This window comes from Paenirhizobium naphthalenivorans, assembly GCF_007992095.1.
In the GTDB taxonomy this organism is placed as follows: domain Bacteria; phylum Pseudomonadota; class Alphaproteobacteria; order Rhizobiales; family Rhizobiaceae; genus Allorhizobium; species Allorhizobium naphthalenivorans.
Genome location: NZ_BJZP01000012.1, coordinates 39,903 through 58,868 on the forward strand (window position 1 = coordinate 39,903; position 18,966 = coordinate 58,868).

At 60.7% G+C, this 18,966-nt stretch carries 18 protein-coding genes; 9 read left to right on the forward strand and 9 right to left on the reverse strand.

The window, feature by feature from the left end; translation table 11 throughout:
* Positions 1-35 precede the first annotated feature (35 nt).
* The 3 genes from RNA01_RS13170 to RNA01_RS13180 all read left to right on the forward strand — a co-directional run bounded on the left by RNA01_RS13170 (position 36) and on the right by RNA01_RS13180 (position 2,759).
* A complete protein-coding gene (locus RNA01_RS13170) occupies positions 36-989 on the forward strand; it encodes an ABC transporter substrate-binding protein (RefSeq protein WP_147180676.1) in 954 nt (317 codons plus the stop codon).
* A 97-nt stretch (positions 990-1,086) separates the two neighbouring features.
* Positions 1,087-1,968, forward strand: a complete 882-nt coding sequence (locus RNA01_RS13175; protein WP_147180677.1) for an ABC transporter permease — start codon at positions 1,087-1,089, stop codon at positions 1,966-1,968.
* Positions 1,965-2,759 (forward strand): ABC transporter ATP-binding protein, encoded by a 795-nt coding sequence (locus tag RNA01_RS13180; protein ID WP_147180678.1) that lies wholly within the window; start codon positions 1,965-1,967, stop codon positions 2,757-2,759. The genes RNA01_RS13175 and RNA01_RS13180 overlap by 4 nt, the downstream gene beginning before the upstream one ends.
* Positions 2,760-2,835: 76 nt before the next feature.
* Here RNA01_RS13180 and RNA01_RS13185 read toward each other — a convergent pair whose 3' ends face one another.
* Positions 2,836-3,477: a LysE family translocator gene (locus RNA01_RS13185; protein ID WP_147180679.1), complete on the reverse strand. Its 642-nt coding sequence runs from the start codon at positions 3,475-3,477 to the stop codon at positions 2,836-2,838.
* An 87-nt stretch (positions 3,478-3,564) separates the two neighbouring features.
* The gene (locus RNA01_RS13190) at positions 3,565-4,416 is read right to left on the reverse strand and encodes an SDR family NAD(P)-dependent oxidoreductase (RefSeq protein WP_147180680.1); all 852 of its coding nucleotides are present in this window, start codon (positions 4,414-4,416) and stop codon (positions 3,565-3,567) included.
* Positions 4,417-4,623: 207 nt separating this feature from the next.
* Between RNA01_RS13190 and RNA01_RS13195 the strand changes: the two genes are divergently transcribed.
* The gene (locus RNA01_RS13195; protein WP_147180681.1) at positions 4,624-5,847 is read left to right on the forward strand and encodes an argininosuccinate synthase; all 1,224 of its coding nucleotides are present in this window, start codon (positions 4,624-4,626) and stop codon (positions 5,845-5,847) included.
* 57 nt (positions 5,848-5,904) lie between these two features.
* Here the strand turns inward: RNA01_RS13195 and RNA01_RS13200 are convergent, their stop codons facing one another.
* Positions 5,905-7,098: a multidrug effflux MFS transporter gene (locus RNA01_RS13200; RefSeq protein ID WP_174824555.1), complete on the reverse strand. Its 1,194-nt coding sequence runs from the start codon at positions 7,096-7,098 to the stop codon at positions 5,905-5,907.
* A 246-nt stretch (positions 7,099-7,344) separates the two neighbouring features.
* Between RNA01_RS13200 and RNA01_RS13205 the strand changes: the two genes are divergently transcribed.
* The 4 genes from RNA01_RS13205 (at position 7,345) to ppa (ending at position 12,860) form a co-directional block, all read left to right on the forward strand.
* Complete coding sequence (locus RNA01_RS13205) at positions 7,345-9,408, forward strand: M3 family metallopeptidase (protein WP_147180682.1); 2,064 nt, start codon at positions 7,345-7,347, stop codon at positions 9,406-9,408.
* Positions 9,409-9,563: 155 nt separating this feature from the next.
* Positions 9,564-11,390, forward strand: a complete 1,827-nt coding sequence (gene typA, locus RNA01_RS13210; RefSeq protein WP_147180683.1) for a translational GTPase TypA — start codon at positions 9,564-9,566, stop codon at positions 11,388-11,390.
* A gap of 197 nt (positions 11,391-11,587) precedes the next feature.
* Positions 11,588-12,094 (forward strand): GNAT family N-acetyltransferase, encoded by a 507-nt coding sequence (locus RNA01_RS13215; RefSeq protein ID WP_147180684.1) that lies wholly within the window; start codon positions 11,588-11,590, stop codon positions 12,092-12,094.
* A 232-nt stretch (positions 12,095-12,326) separates the two neighbouring features.
* A complete protein-coding gene (gene ppa / locus RNA01_RS13220) occupies positions 12,327-12,860 on the forward strand; it encodes an inorganic diphosphatase (RefSeq protein ID WP_147180685.1) in 534 nt (177 codons plus the stop codon).
* 2 nt (positions 12,861-12,862) lie between these two features.
* Here the strand turns inward: ppa and RNA01_RS13225 are convergent, their stop codons facing one another.
* On the reverse strand, positions 12,863-13,177 hold the full coding sequence (locus RNA01_RS13225; RefSeq protein ID WP_147180686.1) for a DUF167 domain-containing protein: 315 nt from the start codon (positions 13,175-13,177) through the stop codon (positions 12,863-12,865).
* The gene (locus RNA01_RS13230; RefSeq protein ID WP_147180687.1) at positions 13,174-13,494 is read right to left on the reverse strand and encodes a YggT family protein; all 321 of its coding nucleotides are present in this window, start codon (positions 13,492-13,494) and stop codon (positions 13,174-13,176) included. The genes RNA01_RS13225 and RNA01_RS13230 overlap by 4 nt, the downstream gene beginning before the upstream one ends.
* A gap of 112 nt (positions 13,495-13,606) precedes the next feature.
* On the opposite strand from RNA01_RS13230, the gene RNA01_RS13235 reads away from it, so the two are divergent.
* Entirely contained in the window at positions 13,607-14,851 is a 1,245-nt protein-coding gene (locus tag RNA01_RS13235; protein ID WP_147180688.1) for an MFS transporter, read from the forward strand.
* Here RNA01_RS13235 and RNA01_RS13240 read toward each other — a convergent pair.
* The 4 genes from RNA01_RS13240 to RNA01_RS13255 are packed head-to-tail and all read right to left on the reverse strand — an operon-like array spanning position 14,839 to position 18,949.
* A complete protein-coding gene (locus RNA01_RS13240; protein WP_147180689.1) occupies positions 14,839-15,570 on the reverse strand; it encodes a glutamine amidotransferase in 732 nt (243 codons plus the stop codon). The two genes, RNA01_RS13235 and RNA01_RS13240, sit on opposite strands and share 13 nt — an antisense overlap.
* Complete coding sequence (locus tag RNA01_RS13245) at positions 15,563-16,039, reverse strand: tellurite resistance TerB family protein (protein WP_147180690.1); 477 nt, start codon at positions 16,037-16,039, stop codon at positions 15,563-15,565. Before RNA01_RS13245 ends, RNA01_RS13240 begins: the two co-directional genes overlap by 8 nt.
* 9 nt (positions 16,040-16,048) lie before the next feature.
* Entirely contained in the window at positions 16,049-17,656 is a 1,608-nt protein-coding gene (locus tag RNA01_RS13250) for a heme biosynthesis protein HemY (RefSeq protein WP_147180691.1), read from the reverse strand.
* A 12-nt stretch (positions 17,657-17,668) separates the two neighbouring features.
* The gene (locus tag RNA01_RS13255) at positions 17,669-18,949 is read right to left on the reverse strand and encodes a COG4223 family protein (RefSeq protein ID WP_147180692.1); all 1,281 of its coding nucleotides are present in this window, start codon (positions 18,947-18,949) and stop codon (positions 17,669-17,671) included.
* Positions 18,950-18,966 lie beyond the last annotated feature (17 nt).

Consider the following 18,966-nt stretch of genomic DNA (forward strand, 5'->3'; position numbering starts at 1 on the left):
AACCATCGGCCGTATCCCAATTAACGGAGGCATCCATGCGCGCCACGCTACTAGCCCTTTTCGCAGCAACCGCTCTCATCCTGCCGGCCAAGGCCGAAGAGGTTACGGTTGCTGTTACCGCCATTGTCGAGCATCCGGCGCTTGACGCTGCCCGCGACGGCATCAAGGAAGCCCTGGCGGATGCCGGTTTCAAGGAAGGCGAGAATCTGAAGTTCGTCTACGAGTCGGCGCAAGGCAATCCCGGCACCGCGGCGCAGATCGCCCGCCAGTTCGTTGGCGATGCCCCGAACGTTATCGTACCGATCTCCACCCCGTCCGCCCAGGCCGTCGTCTCCGCCACCCGCGACATCCCGGTGGTCTTCACCGCCGTGTCCGACCCCCTCGGCGCCCAACTCATCAAGGACCTTCAGAAGCCGGGCGGGAATGTCACAGGTCTTTCCGATATGTCGCCGGTCGCCGACCATGTCGCGCTGATCCGCGAAATCACTCCGAACGCCAAGTCGATCGGCTTCCTGTACAACACCGCCGAGGCCAATTCCGTTTCGACGCTTGCTGCCCTCAAGGTCGAGGCCGAGAAGGCCGGCCTGACCGTCGTCGAATCCGTCGCCACCAAATCGGCTGAAGTGCAGGGCGCTGCCCGCGCGCTGGTCGGTCGCGCCGACGTGTTCTACATACCCACCGACAACACGATTGTTTCGGCCTTCGAAGCTGCCGTCGGCGTTGCCGAGGAAGCCAAGATCCCGCTCTATGCCGGTGATACCGACTCGGTGAACCGCGGTGCGCTGGCCGCCCTCGGCTTCAATTATTTCGACGTCGGCAAGCAGACCGGCGAGATCGTCGTCCGTGTCCTCAAGGGTGAAAATCCGGGCGATATTCCCGTCCGCGTTGCCGCAGGTACCGATCTCGTGATCAATAAGAAGGCCGCAGCCAAGATGGGTGTAACCTTTCCGGAAAGCATCATCAGTCGCGCCACTAAGACGATTGAATGATCTTCGATAACCGGGGCCGCGTTCACGCGGCCCCGTCAACTGCCTGCGTACCGCGCCGCGTCAAATCGGTGGTGCGTGACCTATAAGGACTTCCGTCGTGAGCCAAATTGCCTTCTGGGGTGCCGTAGAGTTGGGCCTGGTTTTCGCCTTCGTGGCGATCGGGGTCTATCTCGCCTTCCGTGTCCTCGACTTTCCCGACCTCACCGTCGACGGGTCGTTCCCTCTCGGGGCCGCTGTCGCTGCTGTCCTGATCGTTGCGGGGTTCAATGCCTGGGCGGCAACAGTCGTGGCGATGATAGCCGGATCGGCCGCCGGTCTTGTGACTGCGGTCCTCAACGTCCGGTTCAAGATTCTCAACCTCCTGGCCTCGATCCTGACAATGATCGCGCTATTCTCCGTGAACCTGCGGATCATGGGTAAGCCAAACGTCGCGCTGCTCAATCAGGATACGATGCTGACGCCTTTCTACGGTCAGGGGCTTCCCGAGTATCTCGTGCGTCCGCTGTTCGTTTTCCTGTTGGTTGCTGTCGTTGTCTTCCTCGTTTGGCGCTTCCTCGAAAGCGACGCGGGGCTCGCCATGCGGGCCACCGGCGCCAATGCCCGCATGGCGCGGGCGCAAGGCGTGCAGACCGACAACCAAGTCTATCTCGGTATCGCGCTGTCCAATGCGCTGGTTGCGCTTGGCGGCGCGCTCTTTGCCCAGACCAACGGCTTTGCCGATGTTACCTCGGGCGTCGGCACGATCGTCGTCGGTCTTGCCGCCGTCATCATCGGCGAGACACTATTTGGCAAACGTGGTCTGCTGATCGCGCTGATTGGCTGCGTCTTCGGCTCGATCGCCTATCGCCTGGCTATCCAGCTTGCGCTGTCGAGCGACGTGCTTGGTCTCAAGGCATCTGACCTGAATTTCGTCACGGCTGTACTGGTCGCCATCGCGCTCGTCCTTCCCAGATTGCGCCGGGGAGGAGCATCGGCATGATCGCGCTCGAAAACATCGATGTCGTCTTCGGTCGCGGCACACCTTTGCAGAAGCAGGCGCTGAAGAACGTCAGCCTCACCATAGAAACCGGTTCCTTCGTCACTGTCATTGGCTCCAATGGCGCCGGCAAGTCGACGCTGCTCGGCGTGCTCGCGGGCGATGTGCTGCCCAGTTCGGGTCGAGTGACGATCGGCAATACCGACGTTTCGCGTAAGGCGACGGCTACCCGTGCCGGCCTCGTCGCTCGTGTGTTCCAGGATCCACTGGCCGGTAGCTGCGGCGCGCTGTCGATCGAGGAGAACCTGGCGCTTGCGTCGATGCGCGGCAAGCGGCGCGGTCTTGTTTCGGCTCTCAGCGGTTCACGGCGGAGCGAATTCCGGGATCGCATCGCCTCGCTCAATCTGGGTCTGGAGAATCGTATGGCGGACCGGATGGACCTCTTGTCCGGCGGCCAGCGTCAGGCGGTCTCACTGGTCATGGCGACGCTTGCCGGGTCCGAAGTGCTGTTGCTCGACGAGCATACCGCAGCGCTTGATCCGGGGATGGCTGAGTTCATCATGGGGCTGACCCAATCGATTGTTTCGGAACGCAAGCTGACGACGCTCATGGTCACGCATTCCATGCGCCAGGCGCTGGACTTCGGCTCGCGGACGATCATGCTGCATGGTGGTGAGATCGTTCTCGACGTGGCCGGCGACAGCCGCAAGGACCTGCAGGTCGAGGACCTGATCGACATGTTCCGTCGTATTCGCGGCCAGACGCTGGATGACGATGAGCTGCTGATCGGTTGAGCCGGGTACTAATAGACAGGGAAAAGGCGCCAGCCCGCAGAGCTTGGCGCCTTTTTTTTCTGTTAGCCCTTGGAAATCAGCGGGCCTGAGTGAACAAGATCTTCACGGCGAAGATCGAAAAGACGCCGGCGAAGGTGTAGTCGATGGCCCGCAAAACCTTGCGGTTCGCCTGCAGCCAGGACGAAAGCACGTCGGCCATGAAGATGATGGCCAGGCCAATCGGCAGGGAGAGGATGATTGACCAGATGCCAAGGAAGAGCAGCTTGCCGGTGACATTCGGGTCGCTGGCGCTGACGAACTGCGGCAGGAAGGTCATGAAGAAAATGATGACCTTGGGGTTCAGGAGGTTGACCCAGAGTCCGTTGAGAAAGGCCCGCGAGGGCGATGCCTGGCGTTGGCCATCCGCCTTGATGACGAAGTTGGAGCCGTGGCGGATCGCCTGGATCGCCAGCCACAGCAGGTAGCCGGCACCACCCGTCTTGAGGATCAGGAAGGCGGTCGGCGAGGCGACGATGAGTGCGGAAATACCGAAAGCGACGAGCATGGTGTGGATCGAAATGCCAAAGCTCGTTCCCGCCAGCACCATCAGGCCAGTACCTCGGCCGTCGCGCAGCGAGCGGCTGATCCACAATGTCATGTCCGGTCCCGGTGTGATGGCCAGCAGCAGGATTGCGAGGCTGAAGGCGAGGAAGGTAGGCAGGTTTGGAATGAATTCCATGGGACGGTTCCGCAACGAAAGGAGCCCGGAATGGGCGACGCAGGTCGCGTCCTCCATACCGGGCTCCACAGCACTTGCCAATCGGGCTTATTCGCCTGAGAGATAGGCCTTGAACCTGGCGTCATAGTCCGGATGCCAGCGCGACAGCGGAGGGCGGTTCTCGACGATGTCGCCAGCCGCCCAGAGAATGCGCTTTTCGTCGGTTCGGCGGTCAACGTCGTTATCGGGGCAGAGAATGTAGAAATCCCCTCGCTCAATGCTTTGCAGCATGAAATCCACCGTCTGTTCCGGGGTCCAGGCTCCTTCCGGTTTCACCGTCCGGCCGTTTGCGGTTAGCGGTGTGAAGACGAAACCGGGAATCAGCAGATGTGCCGTCACCTTGCAGTCTGGAGTGTTGCGCAATTCATGCTGGAGCGCTTCGGTGAAAGCCTTCACGCCGGCTTTTGCCACGTTATAGGCTGGATCGCCCGGAGGGGTGGTGATGCCCTGCTTCGAGCCGGTGTTGATGATCAGTGCCGGCTCGCCGTGGCCGATCATGTGTGGTCCGAAGGTGCGCGTGCCGTTGATGACGCCCATCAGGTTGACGGCCAGCACGTTCTCCCAGTTGGCCTGTGGCCCGAACAGGCTGCTGCCCGGCTGGATACCGGCATTGTTCATCATGACATGGATGCGGCCGAATCGTTGGATGACGGCGCGCTCCAGGGCTTCGAGTTCATCGATCTTGCTGACATCCGTTTCGATGGCGACGATGTCGGTGTCTGGATGGGCAGAGAATGCAGCGACCTGACTGCGGGCCTCGGCCAGCCGGTCGCCGGTGAGATCTGCGAGCACGACACACATGCCCTGCCTTGCGAAAGCCTTCGCGGCGGCGAGGCCGATGCCGGAGGCGGCACCCGTGACAACGGCGACTCTGCCGTTGGCGATTGCTGGATGTTGCATGTCGATGTCCCTCTTCGTTGTTTCCTAGAACCGGGATATGGGCCATGAGATGGCACTGGTCAAACCTCGGCGTGGAGTTCGGCTTTTTGCCGTATGGTCTGCCGCCTGGGGCCGCTTCCCCTTGCGCGGCGCGATAATCTCGCTAAAAGTGCCGCAAACCAAGGGCCCTGGTGCATGCGGCTCAATGCTCACGAACGGACTTTCATCATGGCATCGCATAAAGACGTGAAGAAGGTCGTCCTCGCCTATTCGGGCGGGCTCGACACCTCGATCATTCTGAAATGGCTTCAGACCGAACTCAACGCCGAAGTCGTCACCTTCACCGCTGATCTCGGCCAGGGTGAAGAGCTTGAGCCGGCACGCAAGAAGGCCGAGATGCTCGGCATCAAGGAAATCTTCATCGAGGACGTCCGCGAGGAATTCGTTCGCGATTTCGTCTTTCCGATGTTCCGAGCCAATGCCGTCTACGAAGGCGTCTACCTGCTCGGTACCTCGATCGCTCGCCCGCTGATTTCCAAACATCTGATCGACATCGCCAAGAAGACCGGCGCTGACGCTATCGCTCACGGTGCCACCGGCAAGGGTAACGACCAGGTTCGCTTCGAATTGTCGGCCTATGCGCTGAACCCGGACATCAAGATCATCGCCCCCTGGCGCGACTGGTCGTTCAAGAGCCGTACTGACCTTCTCGAATTCGCCGAACAGCACCAAATTCCGGTCGCCAAGGACAAGAAGGGCGAGGCACCGTTCTCGGTCGATGCCAACCTTCTTCACTCCTCGTCCGAGGGTAAGGTTCTGGAAGATCCGTCCGTCGAGGCTCCGGAATATGTCCACATGCGGACGATCTCGCCGGAAGCCGCGCCCGACAAGGCCACCATTATCAAGATTGGCTTCGAGAAGGGTGACGCCGTGTCGATCAACGGCGTTCGCATGAGCCCGGCGACGATCCTCGCCCAACTCAACGACTATGGTCGCGACAACGGCATCGGCCGCCTCGATCTCGTCGAGAACCGTTTCGTCGGCATGAAGAGCCGCGGCGTTTATGAAACCCCCGGCGGCACGATCCTGCTCACCGCGCATCGCGCGATCGAGAGCATCACGCTCGACCGCGGTGCAGCTCACCTCAAGGACGAGCTGATGCCGCGTTATGCCGAACTTATCTACTATGGTTTCTGGTTCTCGCCGGAACGCGAGATGTTGCAGGCCGCCATCGATCTCAGCCAGAAGAACGTCGAAGGTGAAGTGACCCTCAAGCTTTACAAGGGCAATGTCATCGTCATTGGCCGCGAGAGCGAGAAGTCGCTCTATTCGGACCAACTGGTCACCTTCGAGGACGATCAGGGCGCCTATGACCAGAAGGATGCAGCCGGCTTCATCAAGCTCAACGCGCTGCGCCTGCGCACGCTGGCCAAGCGCAACCTCAAGAGCTGATTGGCCCAAGCCTGAGTTTCTGGAGCCCGCCGTAGCCAACAGCTGCGGCGGGCTTTCTCATTCCGAACGCCGGCGTGCCCAGAGGAAGGCAAGGTAGGCGGCGATCGACATGAATTCCATGAACGGGATGACGGTGCCGAAGGCGGTTAACGGATCGCCGATCATAGCGGCCACCACGCCGCCGAGGAAGCCTGAAGCCATCTGGATGAAGCCGATGAGGGCTGCGGCCGAGCCAGCGATCTGCGGGTGCGGGGCCAGTCCCGCCGTGGTGATGTAGGGGCTGACGAAGGCGATGCCGAAGGAGCAGACTGCAACCGGCCCCATAATCGACAGGAAACTCGGTTCGACAAGCTGCACGGAAAGGCCAATCATCGCACCGCCGAGACCGATCAGCAGAAGGCCGAGGCGGAGAGCGCCGCTCTCGCCGAGCCTGCGGGCCAGCAGGCGTAGCGCCACGGAACCGGAGAAGAAAAACCCGGATTGCATCAGCATGCCGAAGCCGAACTGGCTCGGTGACAGCCCGACCCGGTTGATCAGCACGAAAGGCAGCATGGTCGACTGGGCGTAGAGCGCGCCGATGCAGCCGCCGAGCACCAGCGCCGAGAACAGCACCCGCGGATCTGCAACCAAGGTGCCATAAGCGCTGAGAAGGCGGGACGGACGAATGAGTGAGCGGTTGGGCGTGGTTGTTTCCGCCATCAGCAACCAGACTGTCAGGCTGGTGCCGATACCGAATACAACCATCAGTACGAAGATCGCCTGCCAGCCGGAGAGCGCAAGCGCCAGACCGCCGAGCGTCGGTCCGGCTGCGGGCCCTATGGCCAGCATGATGCCGACCATATTGAGGATACGCGCCGCCTCGGCACCGCTGAACTGGTCGCGGACGATGGCGCGTGACACCGTGATGCCGACCGAAGCGCCGATGCCCTGGATCAAGCGTCCAGCAAGCAGGTAGTCGACCGCCGGGGCGAGGGCGGCAATCAGGCTGCCGATGATGTAGATCGTCATGAAAGCCAGCGTCGCCTTGCGGCGGCCGAAGGCGTCAGACAAGGGACCAGCCAGCAGTTGGGCGACGGCGAAGCCGCCGAAATAAACCGACAGGCTGAGTTTGATCGCGCTGTCTGTCGTTCCGAAGGCCTTTACCAACTCCGGCATGGCGGGCGTGTAGACGGCCATGGAGACTGGGCCGATGGTGGTCAGAAGAGCGCCGATCTGGGTCATGCGGCGTTCACTCATACGAGCCTTTGTCATGGAATTCGTTCAGTCCGATTGAGTTCTGGATGGGCTGGATTACATCCTGGCGGGGAGAAGGGAAGATAGGGTTGAGGCGAGGGTTTGGCGATAGGTCGAATGCGACCTTCTGTGCCCGTCAGTGCTCCATAACCGACAAAATTTCCTCCCTGCCGCGTGTCGGTTCTTGCCAAGCCGGCGTTGCGGATACCATATCGCAAATACGAGCCTGGGTTACCGGCGCAAAGAGGCCAAGGGGAAATTTCCATGAGTGCAACGACTTCCGTCAATCCCGCCGTCTTCGAGTGGAACGGCCCGAACGGGCTTCCGCGGTTCGAAACCGTCTCTGATGACGCCTATGCCCCGGCCTTCGAAGCGGCCCTTACCGACCATGATAACGAGATCGGTGCCATCGCCAACAACCCTGAAGCGCCGACGTTCGCCAATACGATCATTGCACTCGAGACCGCCGGCGACGAGCTGTCGCGCGTTTCGGCGCTGTTCTGGAACAAGGCCGGCGCGCATAGCAATGATGTGATCCAGGCGTTGGAGCGTGACATCGCTCCGAAAATGTCGCGTCATTATTCGAAGATCGGCATGAATGCCGATCTCTTCCGTCGTATCGACACGCTCTGGGAGACGCGCGCCGAACTCGGTCTGACGACCGAAGAACTGCGTGTGCTCGAACGCCACTGGAAGGGCTTCGTGAAGTCGGGCGCCAAACTGGAAAAAGCGAACCAGGAGCGGCTGGCCGAAATCAATGAGCGGCTGGCGAGCCTTGGCGCGCAGTTCGGTCAGAACGTGCTCGCCGACGAGAAATCCTGGTTCCTGCCACTGAACGGGGACGAGGATCTCGCCGGTATTCCCGACTTTCTGAAGGAGGCAATGGCGGCCGTCGCGGCGGCCCGCGGTGAGGGCCATTCCCACGTTGTCACTCTTTCCCGTTCCATCATCGAACCGTTTCTCACCTTCTCCACCCGGCGCGACCTGCGCGAACAGGCCTTCCGGGCCTGGGTGGCACGCGGAATGAATGGCGGTGAGAGCGACAATCGGGCAATCGTCACGGAAACGCTGGCGCTTCGGGCCGAGAAGGCCGGGTTGCTCGGTTATGCCAATTATGCAGCGTTGAAGCTCGACGACACGATGGCCAAGACGCCTGAGGCGGTGAACGGCCTTCTGATGAAGGTCTGGCACAAGGCCGTCGATCAGGCGAAGATCGAAGAGCGCGAGCTTGCCGAACTGATTGCCGAGGAAGGTAAGAACCACGAAGTCATGCCGTGGGACTGGCGCCATTATGCCGAGAAGCTTCGGGCCCGGAAGTTCGATTTCTCCGAGGCCGAACTGAAGCCCTACTTGCAACTCGAAAAGATCATCGACGCGTGCTTCGATGTGGCCGGCCGTCTGTTCGGCATCAAGGCTGTGCCGCTTAAGGACGTGGTCGGCTATCATCCGGACGTGCGTGTCTTCGAGATCCGTGATCGCGATGACACGCTGATCGCCATGTTCCTTGGTGATTATTTCGCCCGGCCGTCGAAGCGTTCCGGCGCCTGGATGAGCTCGTTCCAGTCGCAGCACAAGCTGCCGCTCAAAAACGGGACGGTCGGCGAGATTCCGATCATCTACAATGTCTGCAACTTCGCCAAGCCAGAGGCCGGCAAACCGGCGTTGCTTTCGCTTGATGATGCCCGCACCCTGTTTCACGAATTCGGCCATGCCGCCCATGGAATGCTGTCCAACGTCACTTATCCATCGGTCTCCGGTACGGGCGTGTCGCGCGACTTCGTCGAGCTTCCCTCGCAGCTTTATGAGCACTGGCTGACGGTGCCGGAAATTCTCAAGGCCTATGCCGTGCACTACGAAACCGGGCAGCCGATGCCGCAGTCCCTGCTCGACAAGGTTCTGGCCGCCCGCACTTTCAATGCCGGATTCGGCGCAGTCGAGTTCACCTCTTCGGCGCTTGTCGACATGGCCTTCCATACCCGTGGTGCGGTTGAGGATCCGATGGCGGTGCAGACCGAAGTGCTTGAGAAGATCGGCCTGCCGAAGTCGCTGGTGATGCGCCACGCCACCCCGCATTTCCAGCATGTGTTTGCCGGCGACGGCTATTCGGCCGGCTACTATTCTTACATGTGGTCGGAAGTGCTCGACGCCGACGCCTTTTCCGCCTTCGAGGAGACCGGCAATGCTTTTGATCCGGCCATGGCGGAAAAGCTCAAGGAGAATATCTATTCTGTCGGTGGGTCGGTCGATCCGGAAGCGGCTTATATCGCGTTCCGCGGTCGCCTGCCGAGTGCCGAGGCGATGCTGAAGAAGAAGGGGCTGGCGGCCTGACGACGCCACCAGATCAGTGCAGTAATTCCCTCCGCCGGTAACCAAGCCCGGCGGACTCGGCTTTTTTTCTTTCGCAAACGCAAAAAACAGGGTATGAGCGCGGCAAAGTAACACGCCGCCACTCATCGTCGCGCGCCAGCCATCAGAGATTTTGTATGAAACTTCGCAATATCGCCATCATTGCGCACGTCGACCATGGGAAAACGACCCTTGTGGACGAGCTGCTGAAGCAATCCGGTTCTTTCCGCGAGAACCAGCGCGTCGCCGAACGCGTCATGGACTCGAACGACCTCGAAAAGGAACGCGGCATCACCATTCTCGCCAAGGCGACTTCGGTTGAGTGGAAAGATACCCGCATCAACATCGTCGATACCCCCGGCCACGCCGACTTTGGCGGCGAAGTCGAGCGTATCCTGTCGATGGTGGATGGCGCGATCGTTCTGGTCGACTCCTCGGAAGGCCCGATGCCACAGACCAAGTTTGTCGTGTCCAAGGCCCTAAAGGTTGGCCTTCGTCCGATCGTTGCTATCAACAAGATCGACCGTCCCGATGGCCGCCATGAAGAGGTCATCAACGAAGTCTTCGACCTGTTTGCCAACCTCGATGCCACCGATGAGCAGCTCGACTTCCCGATCCTTTATGGTTCTGGCCGTGACGGCTGGATGAACGTGAATCCGGAAGGCCCGAAGGATGAAGGTCTTGCGCCGCTCCTCGATCTGGTTCTGAAGCATGTTCCGGAGCCTAAGGTCGTTGAGGGCCCGTTCCGTATGATCGGTACGCTGCTTGAGGCCAACCCGTTCCTCGGGCGCATCATCACCGGGCGCATCGAATCCGGTTCGATCAAGTCGAACCAGCCTGTGAAGGTTTTGAGTGTCGACGGCAAGACGGTGGAAACAGGCCGCATCTCCAAGATCCTTGCGTTCCGCGGTATCGAACGCACGGCCATCGACGAGGCCCATGCGGGCGACATCGTCGCCATCGCCGGTCTCTCGAAGGGCACGGTTGCCGATACGTTCTGCGATCCGTCCGTTACCGAGCCGCTCGTCGCGCAGCCGATCGATCCGCCGACCGTCACCATGTCCTTCCTCGTCAACGACAGCCCGCTGGCTGGCACGGAAGGCGACAAGGTTACGAGCCGTGTTATCCGCGATCGCCTGTTCAAGGAAGCCGAAGGCAATGTCGCGCTGAAGATCGAAGAAGCTGAAGGCAAGGATTCGTTTTACGTGTCCGGTCGCGGCGAATTGCAGCTTGCCGTTTTGATCGAGACGATGCGTCGCGAGGGCTTCGAGCTGGCTGTGTCGCGTCCGCGCGTTGTGATGCACAACGACGAGACAACGGGACAGCTGATGGAGCCTGTCGAAGAAGTCGTCATCGACGTGGATGAAGAACATTCCGGCGTGGTCGTTCAGAAGATGAGTGAACGCAAGGCTGAGATGGTCGAGCTTCGTCCGTCCGGCGGCGATCGCGTTCGTTTGGTGTTTCTTGCCCCGACCCGTGGCCTGATCGGCTATCAGTCGGAATTGCTGACCGATACCCGCGGCACTGCGATCATGAACCGTCTGTTCCATGATTATCAGCCGTACAAGGGCGAAATTGGCGGTCGCAATAATGGTGTTCTGCTGTCGAATCAGGCGGGTGAAGCCGTTGCTTACGCTATGTTCAACCTGGAAGATCGCGGTCCGATGATCATTGAGCCGGGTGAAAAGGTCTATGCGGGCATGATCGTCGGCATCCACACGCGCGACAATGACCTGGAAGTCAACGTGCTGAAGGGTAAGCAGCTGACCAACATCCGTTCTGCTGGCAAGGATGAGGCCGTCAAGCTCACTCCGCCGATCCGCATGACGCTGGACCGCGCATTGTCCTGGATCCAGGACGATGAACTGATGGAAGTCACACCGAAGTCGATCCGTCTTCGCAAATTCTATCTGGATGCGAACGACCGCAAGCGTTTCGGCAAGGCGCGTGCAGCCCAAGGCTGACCCTCTTCATTTTATCGCTGCTTGAAACCCCGGCTCTCGAGTCGGGGTTTTTGTTTGTGTATTCGGCGTGATCGGGCTTGCGACCACCGTTAAGAATGCGTTAAATTTTCAGCATGGTCCAAATGAAGCTCTGAAGGCGATTTAATCTGTGCGAATTTCGCACGGTTCTCTTGTCTCAGCCGGACGAAAGTTACGTTATGAAGACGTTGTCGATCGATGTGCGTCCTGCCGAGCCGCAAGACGCGGCCTCTATTGCCGAGGCGCACCGCTCCGCTTGGCAGCACGCCTATGCCGGGCTTATTCCGCATCGGCCGCTTATCAAGATGGTTGAACGCCGTGGCGAGACTTGGTGGCGCAAGGCTACTCGCGGCCCTGCAACGGTTCTCGTTGTCGATGTCGCTGGAACGATCGCCGGCTATACGACGCTCGGCCTCAACCGTGCCCGCGCTCTTCCCCAGGAAGGCGAGATTTATGAAATCTACATGCGGCCGGAATACCAGGGGATCGGCCTTGGCTACGTCCTGTTCGGCGAGGCGCGCCGCCTGTTGAGGTCGCTTGGCTGCAATGGCTTGGCTGTCTGGTGCCTCGAAGAGAGCCAGCACGCCGTCGATTTCTTCCGTTCCAACGGCGGTATCGATGCGGTTGAGGGCGTGGAGGACTTCGATGATGTTCAGCTCAAGAAGCTTGGCTTCATCTGGAACTGATTTGCCCTCAGGAACCTAGCTTTGTCTTGGCGATTGCTCTCTGGGCGGTGGTTTGTGCTGTTTTTTGTTTTCATCCAGTGAAGAGATTTGCTCCGACCGACGGGATTGCGGGAGCCGCAAAAGCCTGACATCTCATATTGGGCATTCGCCTCTCTTCGTCGAAAGCGGTGTTGCAATGCCCTTGGTTTCCCATTAGGAAACGCGGGATTTCAACACTCCCATGGGGCTGAAAATGCGTATTGATGCAATCAAGATCGGCAAGAATCCGCCGGATGACGTGAACGTCATTGTTGAAGTGCCGGTCGGTGGCCAACCGATCAAGTACGAGATGGACAAGGAGGCCGGCGCGCTGATCGTCGACCGTTTCCTCTACACGCCGATGACCTATCCGGGCAATTACGGCTTCGTGCCGCACACGCTGTCGGAAGACGGCGACCCGATCGATGTTCTGATCTGTAACACGCGGCCGCTCGTTCCGGGCTGCGTCATCAATGTCCGCCCGATTGGCGTCATGGTCATGGAAGACGACGGCGGCAAGGATGAGAAGATCATCGCCGTTCCATCGAACAAGCTGACCCAGCGTTACGACAAGGTTGAGAACTACACCGACCTGCCGGAGATCACGCTCAAGCAGATTGAGCATTTCTTCGAGCACTACAAGGATCTGGAGCCCGGAAAGTGGGTCAAGATCGCCGGCTGGCAGGATGTCGGCGTCGCAAAGAAACTGATCGTCGAAGCGATCGAGCGCTATCAGGCAGAAAAATAAGATCAGGTGGCCGTAAGGCCGTCGATCCGTTTTGCCAAATCCTCCGGATCGCCATCGATCCGGAGGATTTTTTGTCTGGCCGTGTCGCCGGACAATAGATTGATAGAGGACTTGGGAACACCAAGTGTCTTAGAGAGGAGGGCGATGAGTGCCTTGTTGGCCTTGCCCTTTTCCGGAACGCAAGAGACACGGGCCTTGAGATGCGCCTCACCGTCCGCATTCTGTTCGACGCCGCCTATCGCATCACGGCCACCGTTCGGTGTCAGGCGAACGGCCAGCCTCAGATGATCCGCAAATGCCTTGTAGGGCTGGATCACAAGAACAGGGGAACGATGCTGTTCCACATCAGCGAGCGGACGAAAAAGATGATCAGCAGCACGACAATCGGTGAGATGTCGATGCCGCCAAGGTCGGGCAGGATCCGGCGGATTGGCCGCAGTACCGGTTCCGTCACGTTGTAGAAGAATGTGCCCAGCGAGTTGACGAAGCGATTGCTTGAATTGATCACGTTGAACGCATAGAGCCAGGAAAAAATGGCGCTGCCGATGAGCACCCAAGTGTAAAGGTTCAAGGCAAGATCGATCGTCTGAAACAGCGCGAGCATGCAGGTCTCCATTTCTCGGTTGACAGACATGTAGACATTGGCGACTAAACGGACAAGTCCTGCGGATCGACCTATGGGAAATCATGTTTAACGGTCGGGTCTGTCCATCAATGCTCTTTCGTCCGAGGGGGACGTTTCCTAGATGGCTTTAACCTCGTCCGGCGATCGTTTCGCCGCCTTCCGGCATGTCTCCTATACCCGTTTCTTCTTCGCCCGCTTCCTTGGCGCTTTCGCCACCCAGATCCTCTCCGTGTCGGTTGGCTGGCAGATGTATGATGAGACGGGCAGCACCCTCTATCTCGGCCTGATCGGCCTTGTGCAGTTCTTGCCGTCGCTGTTCCTGATTCTGGTCACCGGTTCTATCGCTGACCGCTATAATCGCCGCGCGATTGTCGCGATTTGTATGGTTGTCAGTGCTCTTTGTGGCGGAGCCATGCTGCTTCTTACGGTGTTTGACGCGTTCGATCCCCTGATCGTTTTCGCCATCCTTGTGGTTTTTGGCGTCGAGCGCGCCTTCAACGCGCCGGCCGTCCAGTCGCTGGCGCCCAATCTCGTGCCGCAGGCAGATCTCGGCAATGCGGTCGCGTGGAATTCATCCTCTTGGCAAACGGCGTCGATCGTCGGGCCGGTTGCGGGTGGCCTCCTCTATGGCTTCAACGCTACGCTCGCTTATTCGGTGTCCTTCACCTTTTTTATTGCCGCTGCCATTCTTGTTTTCATGGTGGCAAAGCCGGCCCAGCGCAGTGCATCCAAGGCAGTCTCCTGGGGGACAATCCTTGCCGGCTTCCGCTTTATCTTCTCGGAGAAGGTGGTGCTAGGGGCGATCTCGCTTGATCTCTTCGCGGTACTGCTCGGCGGCGCGGTCGCGCTGATGCCGGTCTTCGCACGCGACATCCTGACACTCGGTCCGCTGGGCCTCGGTCTGCTGCGTGCGGCGCCCGGCATCGGCGCGATCATGGTTGCCGTGGCGCTTGCAAGCTTTCCGATCCGTCACAACGCCGGGCTGTTCATGTTCATCGGCGTTGCGCTCTTTGGCGCCGGAACGATCCTGTTCGGGCTTTCCCAAACAGCCTGGATCTCGATCGCCGCCCTGATGTTGATGGGGGCGGCCGACATGGCCTCGGTCTACGTTCGCGAGACGCTGATCGCGCTGTGGACGCCGGACGAGGTGCGTGGCCGCGTCAATGCCGTGAATATGGTTTTCGTCGGCGCCTCGAACGAACTCGGCGAATTCCGCGCTGGCACGATGGCGTACCTGGTCGGACCGGTTCCGGCTGTGGTCATCGGTGGTGCGGGAACGCTCGCCGTCGCTGTGCTCTGGGCGCTCGGTTTCCCGCAATTGCGGAAGATCGACAGTCTGGACGCCCCCAACACTCAGGAGAAGTGATCAACCTTGAGGAAGACCAGGTCGAGGAATTCGGATAGCCAGGCTTTCAGCGGCGCGTCGAAAATCATCCGGCCTTCCAGATGATCGCGGCCCTGCTGGGCATTCGGCATGATGAAGCGATGCGCACCATGCACGACCCAGCGCTGCATCATCGCGCGGGTGAGTTCGGCATGGAACTGCAAGCCCCAGGCATTGTCCCCGTAGCGGATCGCCTGGTTGCGGTAGACGTCGCCAGCGGCGAGCAGCTGACAGCCATGCGGTAGGTCGAAGCCCTCGCGATGGAAGTGGTAGACCATTTTCGGCCAGTGAGGCATCAGCATGCGCCCGTGTTCGGTCGGGCGCATCGGATACCAGCCGATTTCGACACGACCCTCGGGGTCTGCCTCGACCTTTCCGCCGAGATGGCGAACCAACATCTGCGCGCCGAGGCATATGCCGAGGAACGGTTTGTTCTCCTTAAGCGGAACCGCAAGCCAGTCGGTCTCGGCCTTTACAAACGCGTCTGGATCATTGGCGCTCATTGGGCCACCGAACACGACGGCGCCGGAATGCGCTTCGAGCGTGCCCGGCAGGCGATCGCCGAGAACCGGGCGGCGGATATCCAGGGGAAAGCCCTTCTCGATCAGCATCTGGCCCACGCGACCCGCGCTTGACCTTTCCTGATGGAGCACAATCAGGACGGGCAGGCGGTCTCGGCGTCGGGACGGATCGTCAAGCATCGCCGTCGCCCTTGAGGCCGGCGCGTGCCAGGGCTTCCTGCCGCTCATGTACCCGGTCGCGCGCCGACACGCCAAGAAGGTCGGCGATCCGCCAGATCGCATGATCCTCCATTTCGCTGCGGTTTCCATCGGCATAGACAATGTCCCACAGGACGCCGACGAGTTGCTGGCGCTGGCTTTCATCCAGCGTGCGCTTCAGTTCCGATGTGAAGCGAAAATAGTCGACCGCCTCGCTTTCAGCCTTGCGGCTCTCCGCCAACAGCGCATCAAGGGCATTTTCATCGAGCGCATATTGCTCTCGCAAAAGCGACCGCAGCTTGACCTGCTCCGCATCATGCACGACCCCGTCCGCTTCCATGACTTGCAGGCACAGAGCGGCTACCGCGATGCGTGGATCATTCGGCGCGAAGGCCGGCTGCGGCCTGAATTGGGTCAGGCTCTGGAAGAAGGACTGCAATCGGTCCAGCATGTCACCTCCTCAGAAGAGTTTCAGTCGAGTTTTCTGGTCGGCCGGTGCCTGCCCGCCTTCGCGGACACCCGGATCGTCCGGCGGCCGTCCGAAAAATGGCTCCGGGCTCGGCTCGGGCTTCACTTTCCGAGCGGGTGGGCTGGCGGTGACCGGCTTGGCCATCTTATCCGGGGCGACCTGGGCAGGGCGCTCATCCACAATGGACACGGGAGCGCGTGGCTGCTCCGGTGCCAAGGAGGCCTGTTGTGTTTCCACGGTGCTGACTGGCGGCAGGGTTTCGAGAGCAATGGCGGCACTGTCGAGCGCACCGTCCTCGATCGGACCTTCCAACTGATCGAAGGGCACCTTCCATTCAAAGGCGTCGAGCCGTCCGGTGACCGGCGACAGCGGAAGCCACGTGTCTGAGACAAAGCCGTCGGCGACCCAGGCGGGATCACGGCCGGCCTTGAGCGCTTGCGCCATCCAGTGACGAATGCGACCCTGATCGCCGGTCTCGGCCTCCTCAATATCGGCAAGCAGCAGGTAGACGCGCTCGCGCGAATCCATCCGGGCGGCCGCCTCCGCCTTGGTGCGGGCTTTCTTGAAGTCCTGCGCATCGAGGGCCGCCTCCGCAACGATCATCAGCGATTCAACATTGCTGGTGCGCAGCGATTCCAGCCGCTCGGCTCGCTTCAACCTGTCCGTGGCGCTGTCGCCACCGCGGGCATGCAGGTAGGCCTTGGCGATTTCCGGATGCGGATTGAGCTTCCAGACCTGCTCCAGCACGCTTGAGGCCTTGCGCAGGTTATTCTCGCGCAGATAGGCCTTGGCTGCGACGATGGCCGCCGGAACGAGGTCCTTCACAAGTTTCAGGGCCTGCAGCGCGTTGTCGCGGGCGGCTGTTGGCTCGCTTTCCAATTGGTCCCCGGCCTTCGCCGTCAGAAGCACCGCCTTGAGGCGCTCGGCCTCGGCCCGGTTCAACACATGCGCGACCCGCTGCTGGTCGAGCAGGCGGATCGAATCATCCCAGTTGCCGACGCTACAACGGTATTCCAGCGTCGCCTTGGCGGCCCAGGGCAGATAAGGCGCGGTCTCTGCTGCCGTTTCGGCGTATTGGCGGGCTGCCTCATGTGCGCCAAGCCGGTTGGCTTCGACGTAGAGGCCACGCAGCCCCAGTTCGCAAGTTTCCGGATCCTCCGCCATTTGCTGGAACAGACGTCGTGCCTCGTCGTGACGGCCTTCGATCACGGCTGTCTGGGCTTCGAGCACCAGGATGAGTGGTTCTTGGTCGGCGCGCAGCAAGCCCCGGGCCCGCGCGCTCATCTTGTGAGCCAGCGCCGCATTGCCGGCACCGGCGGCGATGAGGCCAGTCGACAGTGCTTGGTAGCCGCGGTCACGGGTACGGGCGCGGAAGTAGCGCCGAGCGGAATGCGGTGAGGTCCACAGGACGCGGATAAACCACCAGAGGATCATGACGGTCGCGACGATCATAAGCACGATCGAGGCCGCCACCATAAGGCTCATTTCGATCAACTGGCCCTGCCAGAGAATCGACAGGGAACCGGGTCGATCGGCGAGCCAGGCAAAGCCGAAGCCGAGGATGAGGATGGTGAGGATGAAGAACAGAATTCTCAGCATGGGTTTGCTTCCTCAGCCCTGCTTGCCGCTGATGACGGCAGCGAGCGCGTCGCCGACCAGCGTCTCGATTTCAATACGGGTCATGAGCGTCGACACGTAGTCGGTGGAAACGGCCTTTCCGGCTTCCGGTAGGCTCTCCCACTCGAGCGCCGCCCCTTTCAGGTCGCCGTTCTGCAACTTGTCCTGCATGCGAGCGAGAATCGCCTCCGGGCTTGCGCCTTCGACATTGCCAACCGGACGGACCTTGATCACCGAGAATGCACTCGACAGCAGGCGCTGGCCGATGCCTTCGTTCGGATCGGGTTGGTGGATCGCCGCCAGCACCTTATCGGCGACATTGCCGAACTTGCGCACCAGTTCGGCGCGCGATGCGACGCCTGTCGCGGCATACGGGCGCAGGCCCTCGATTGCCGGATCGTCGGGCGCGATGCTGGCCAGGGCGTCGAGCTCGGCCATGAAGGGACCGCCGCGCTCCGTTGCGGACTTCAGGGCGGTCAGCGCAATCGCTTTGGCCATCTCGACGTCGGTACGGGGCTCGTCGAGCTTCTTCTCGGCCGCCGCAAGGCGTTCGGTCAGGCGAGTCTCAGTTTCGCCAAGCGCGGTCGCATTGTTGGCAATCTCGTCCTTCAGGGCGGCCAGCGTTTCATCGTTCTGGGCCAGCCTCTGGCGCAATTCATCGAGCGCGGTAGTATCTGTTGCCGGGCTAGCCGGGTTGGCCATCGCCTCTTCCAGCGCCGTCAGCCGCTCTTCTAGACGGGGGTCAGCGGTTGGGGCGGGTGCTGTGGCAATACCGGCAAGCTGCGCCTTCAGGGTTTCGATTTCGACTGACAGACCGGACGTATCTGCCGGAGTTGTGGCTTCGGGTGCCGCTGCTGGCAGGTAACCCGCATATTGCATGCTGCCGGCGGCGGCCAAGGCAATCAGGCCGCCGAAAATACCTGCGGCGATCAGGACCGGCAAAGCCGGTCCGGCTTTCGCCGACGAGTTAGCCGCGCGCGGCGCAGGCTGTTCTACGGTTTTCGGCGGCGGTTCGGTGCCGGCTTCCGGCTCGGATGTGGGGGCCTCGGCATCAACGATTTCTTCCGAGACCGCTGGCATGGGCTCACCGGTCACTTCGGAAGGCTGATCTACAGGCGTCTCGACGGTGGAGGAAGTCGGTTCGCTCTCAGGTGCCTCTGAGCCGTTGCTTTGAGGCTGTGCCGTGGCCTCACTGTCGGTCGCCTCGGCCGTCAGGTCGATGATGACCGGGTCCTTCGGCGACTTCGAGCGGCGGGGTGGCTTTCCGGAAACCATGTCAACCTCTTCATTTC

What these genes read in the sequence shown, in the direction of transcription:
- RNA01_RS13190 (WP_147180680.1), bottom strand. Translation starts at nt 4,416, where the DNA reads ATGCAACATCCAGCAATCGCCAACGGCAGAGTCGCCGTTGTCACGGGT.
- RNA01_RS13195 (WP_147180681.1), top strand. Translation starts at nt 4,624, where the DNA reads ATGGCATCGCATAAAGACGTGAAGAAGGTCGTCCTCGCCTATTCGGGC.
- RNA01_RS13205 (WP_147180682.1), top strand. Translation starts at nt 7,345, where the DNA reads ATGAGTGCAACGACTTCCGTCAATCCCGCCGTCTTCGAGTGGAACGGC.
- RNA01_RS13215 (WP_147180684.1), top strand. Translation starts at nt 11,588, where the DNA reads ATGAAGACGTTGTCGATCGATGTGCGTCCTGCCGAGCCGCAAGACGCG.
- RNA01_RS13185 (WP_147180679.1), bottom strand. Translation starts at nt 3,477, where the DNA reads ATGGAATTCATTCCAAACCTGCCTACCTTCCTCGCCTTCAGCCTCGCA.
- RNA01_RS13180 (WP_147180678.1), top strand. Translation starts at nt 1,965, where the DNA reads ATGATCGCGCTCGAAAACATCGATGTCGTCTTCGGTCGCGGCACACCT.
- RNA01_RS13230 (WP_147180687.1), bottom strand. Translation starts at nt 13,494, where the DNA reads ATGTCTGTCAACCGAGAAATGGAGACCTGCATGCTCGCGCTGTTTCAG.
- RNA01_RS13235 (WP_147180688.1), top strand. Translation starts at nt 13,607, where the DNA reads ATGGCTTTAACCTCGTCCGGCGATCGTTTCGCCGCCTTCCGGCATGTC.
- RNA01_RS13245 (WP_147180690.1), bottom strand. Translation starts at nt 16,039, where the DNA reads ATGCTGGACCGATTGCAGTCCTTCTTCCAGAGCCTGACCCAATTCAGG.
- RNA01_RS13255 (WP_147180692.1), bottom strand. Translation starts at nt 18,949, where the DNA reads ATGGTTTCCGGAAAGCCACCCCGCCGCTCGAAGTCGCCGAAGGACCCG.
- typA (WP_147180683.1), top strand. Translation starts at nt 9,564, where the DNA reads ATGAAACTTCGCAATATCGCCATCATTGCGCACGTCGACCATGGGAAA.
- RNA01_RS13250 (WP_147180691.1), bottom strand. Translation starts at nt 17,656, where the DNA reads ATGCTGAGAATTCTGTTCTTCATCCTCACCATCCTCATCCTCGGCTTC.
- RNA01_RS13200 (WP_174824555.1), bottom strand. Translation starts at nt 7,098, where the DNA reads ATGACAAAGGCTCGTATGAGTGAACGCCGCATGACCCAGATCGGCGCT.
- RNA01_RS13170 (WP_147180676.1), top strand. Translation starts at nt 36, where the DNA reads ATGCGCGCCACGCTACTAGCCCTTTTCGCAGCAACCGCTCTCATCCTG.
- RNA01_RS13240 (WP_147180689.1), bottom strand. Translation starts at nt 15,570, where the DNA reads ATGCTTGACGATCCGTCCCGACGCCGAGACCGCCTGCCCGTCCTGATT.
- ppa (WP_147180685.1), top strand. Translation starts at nt 12,327, where the DNA reads ATGCGTATTGATGCAATCAAGATCGGCAAGAATCCGCCGGATGACGTG.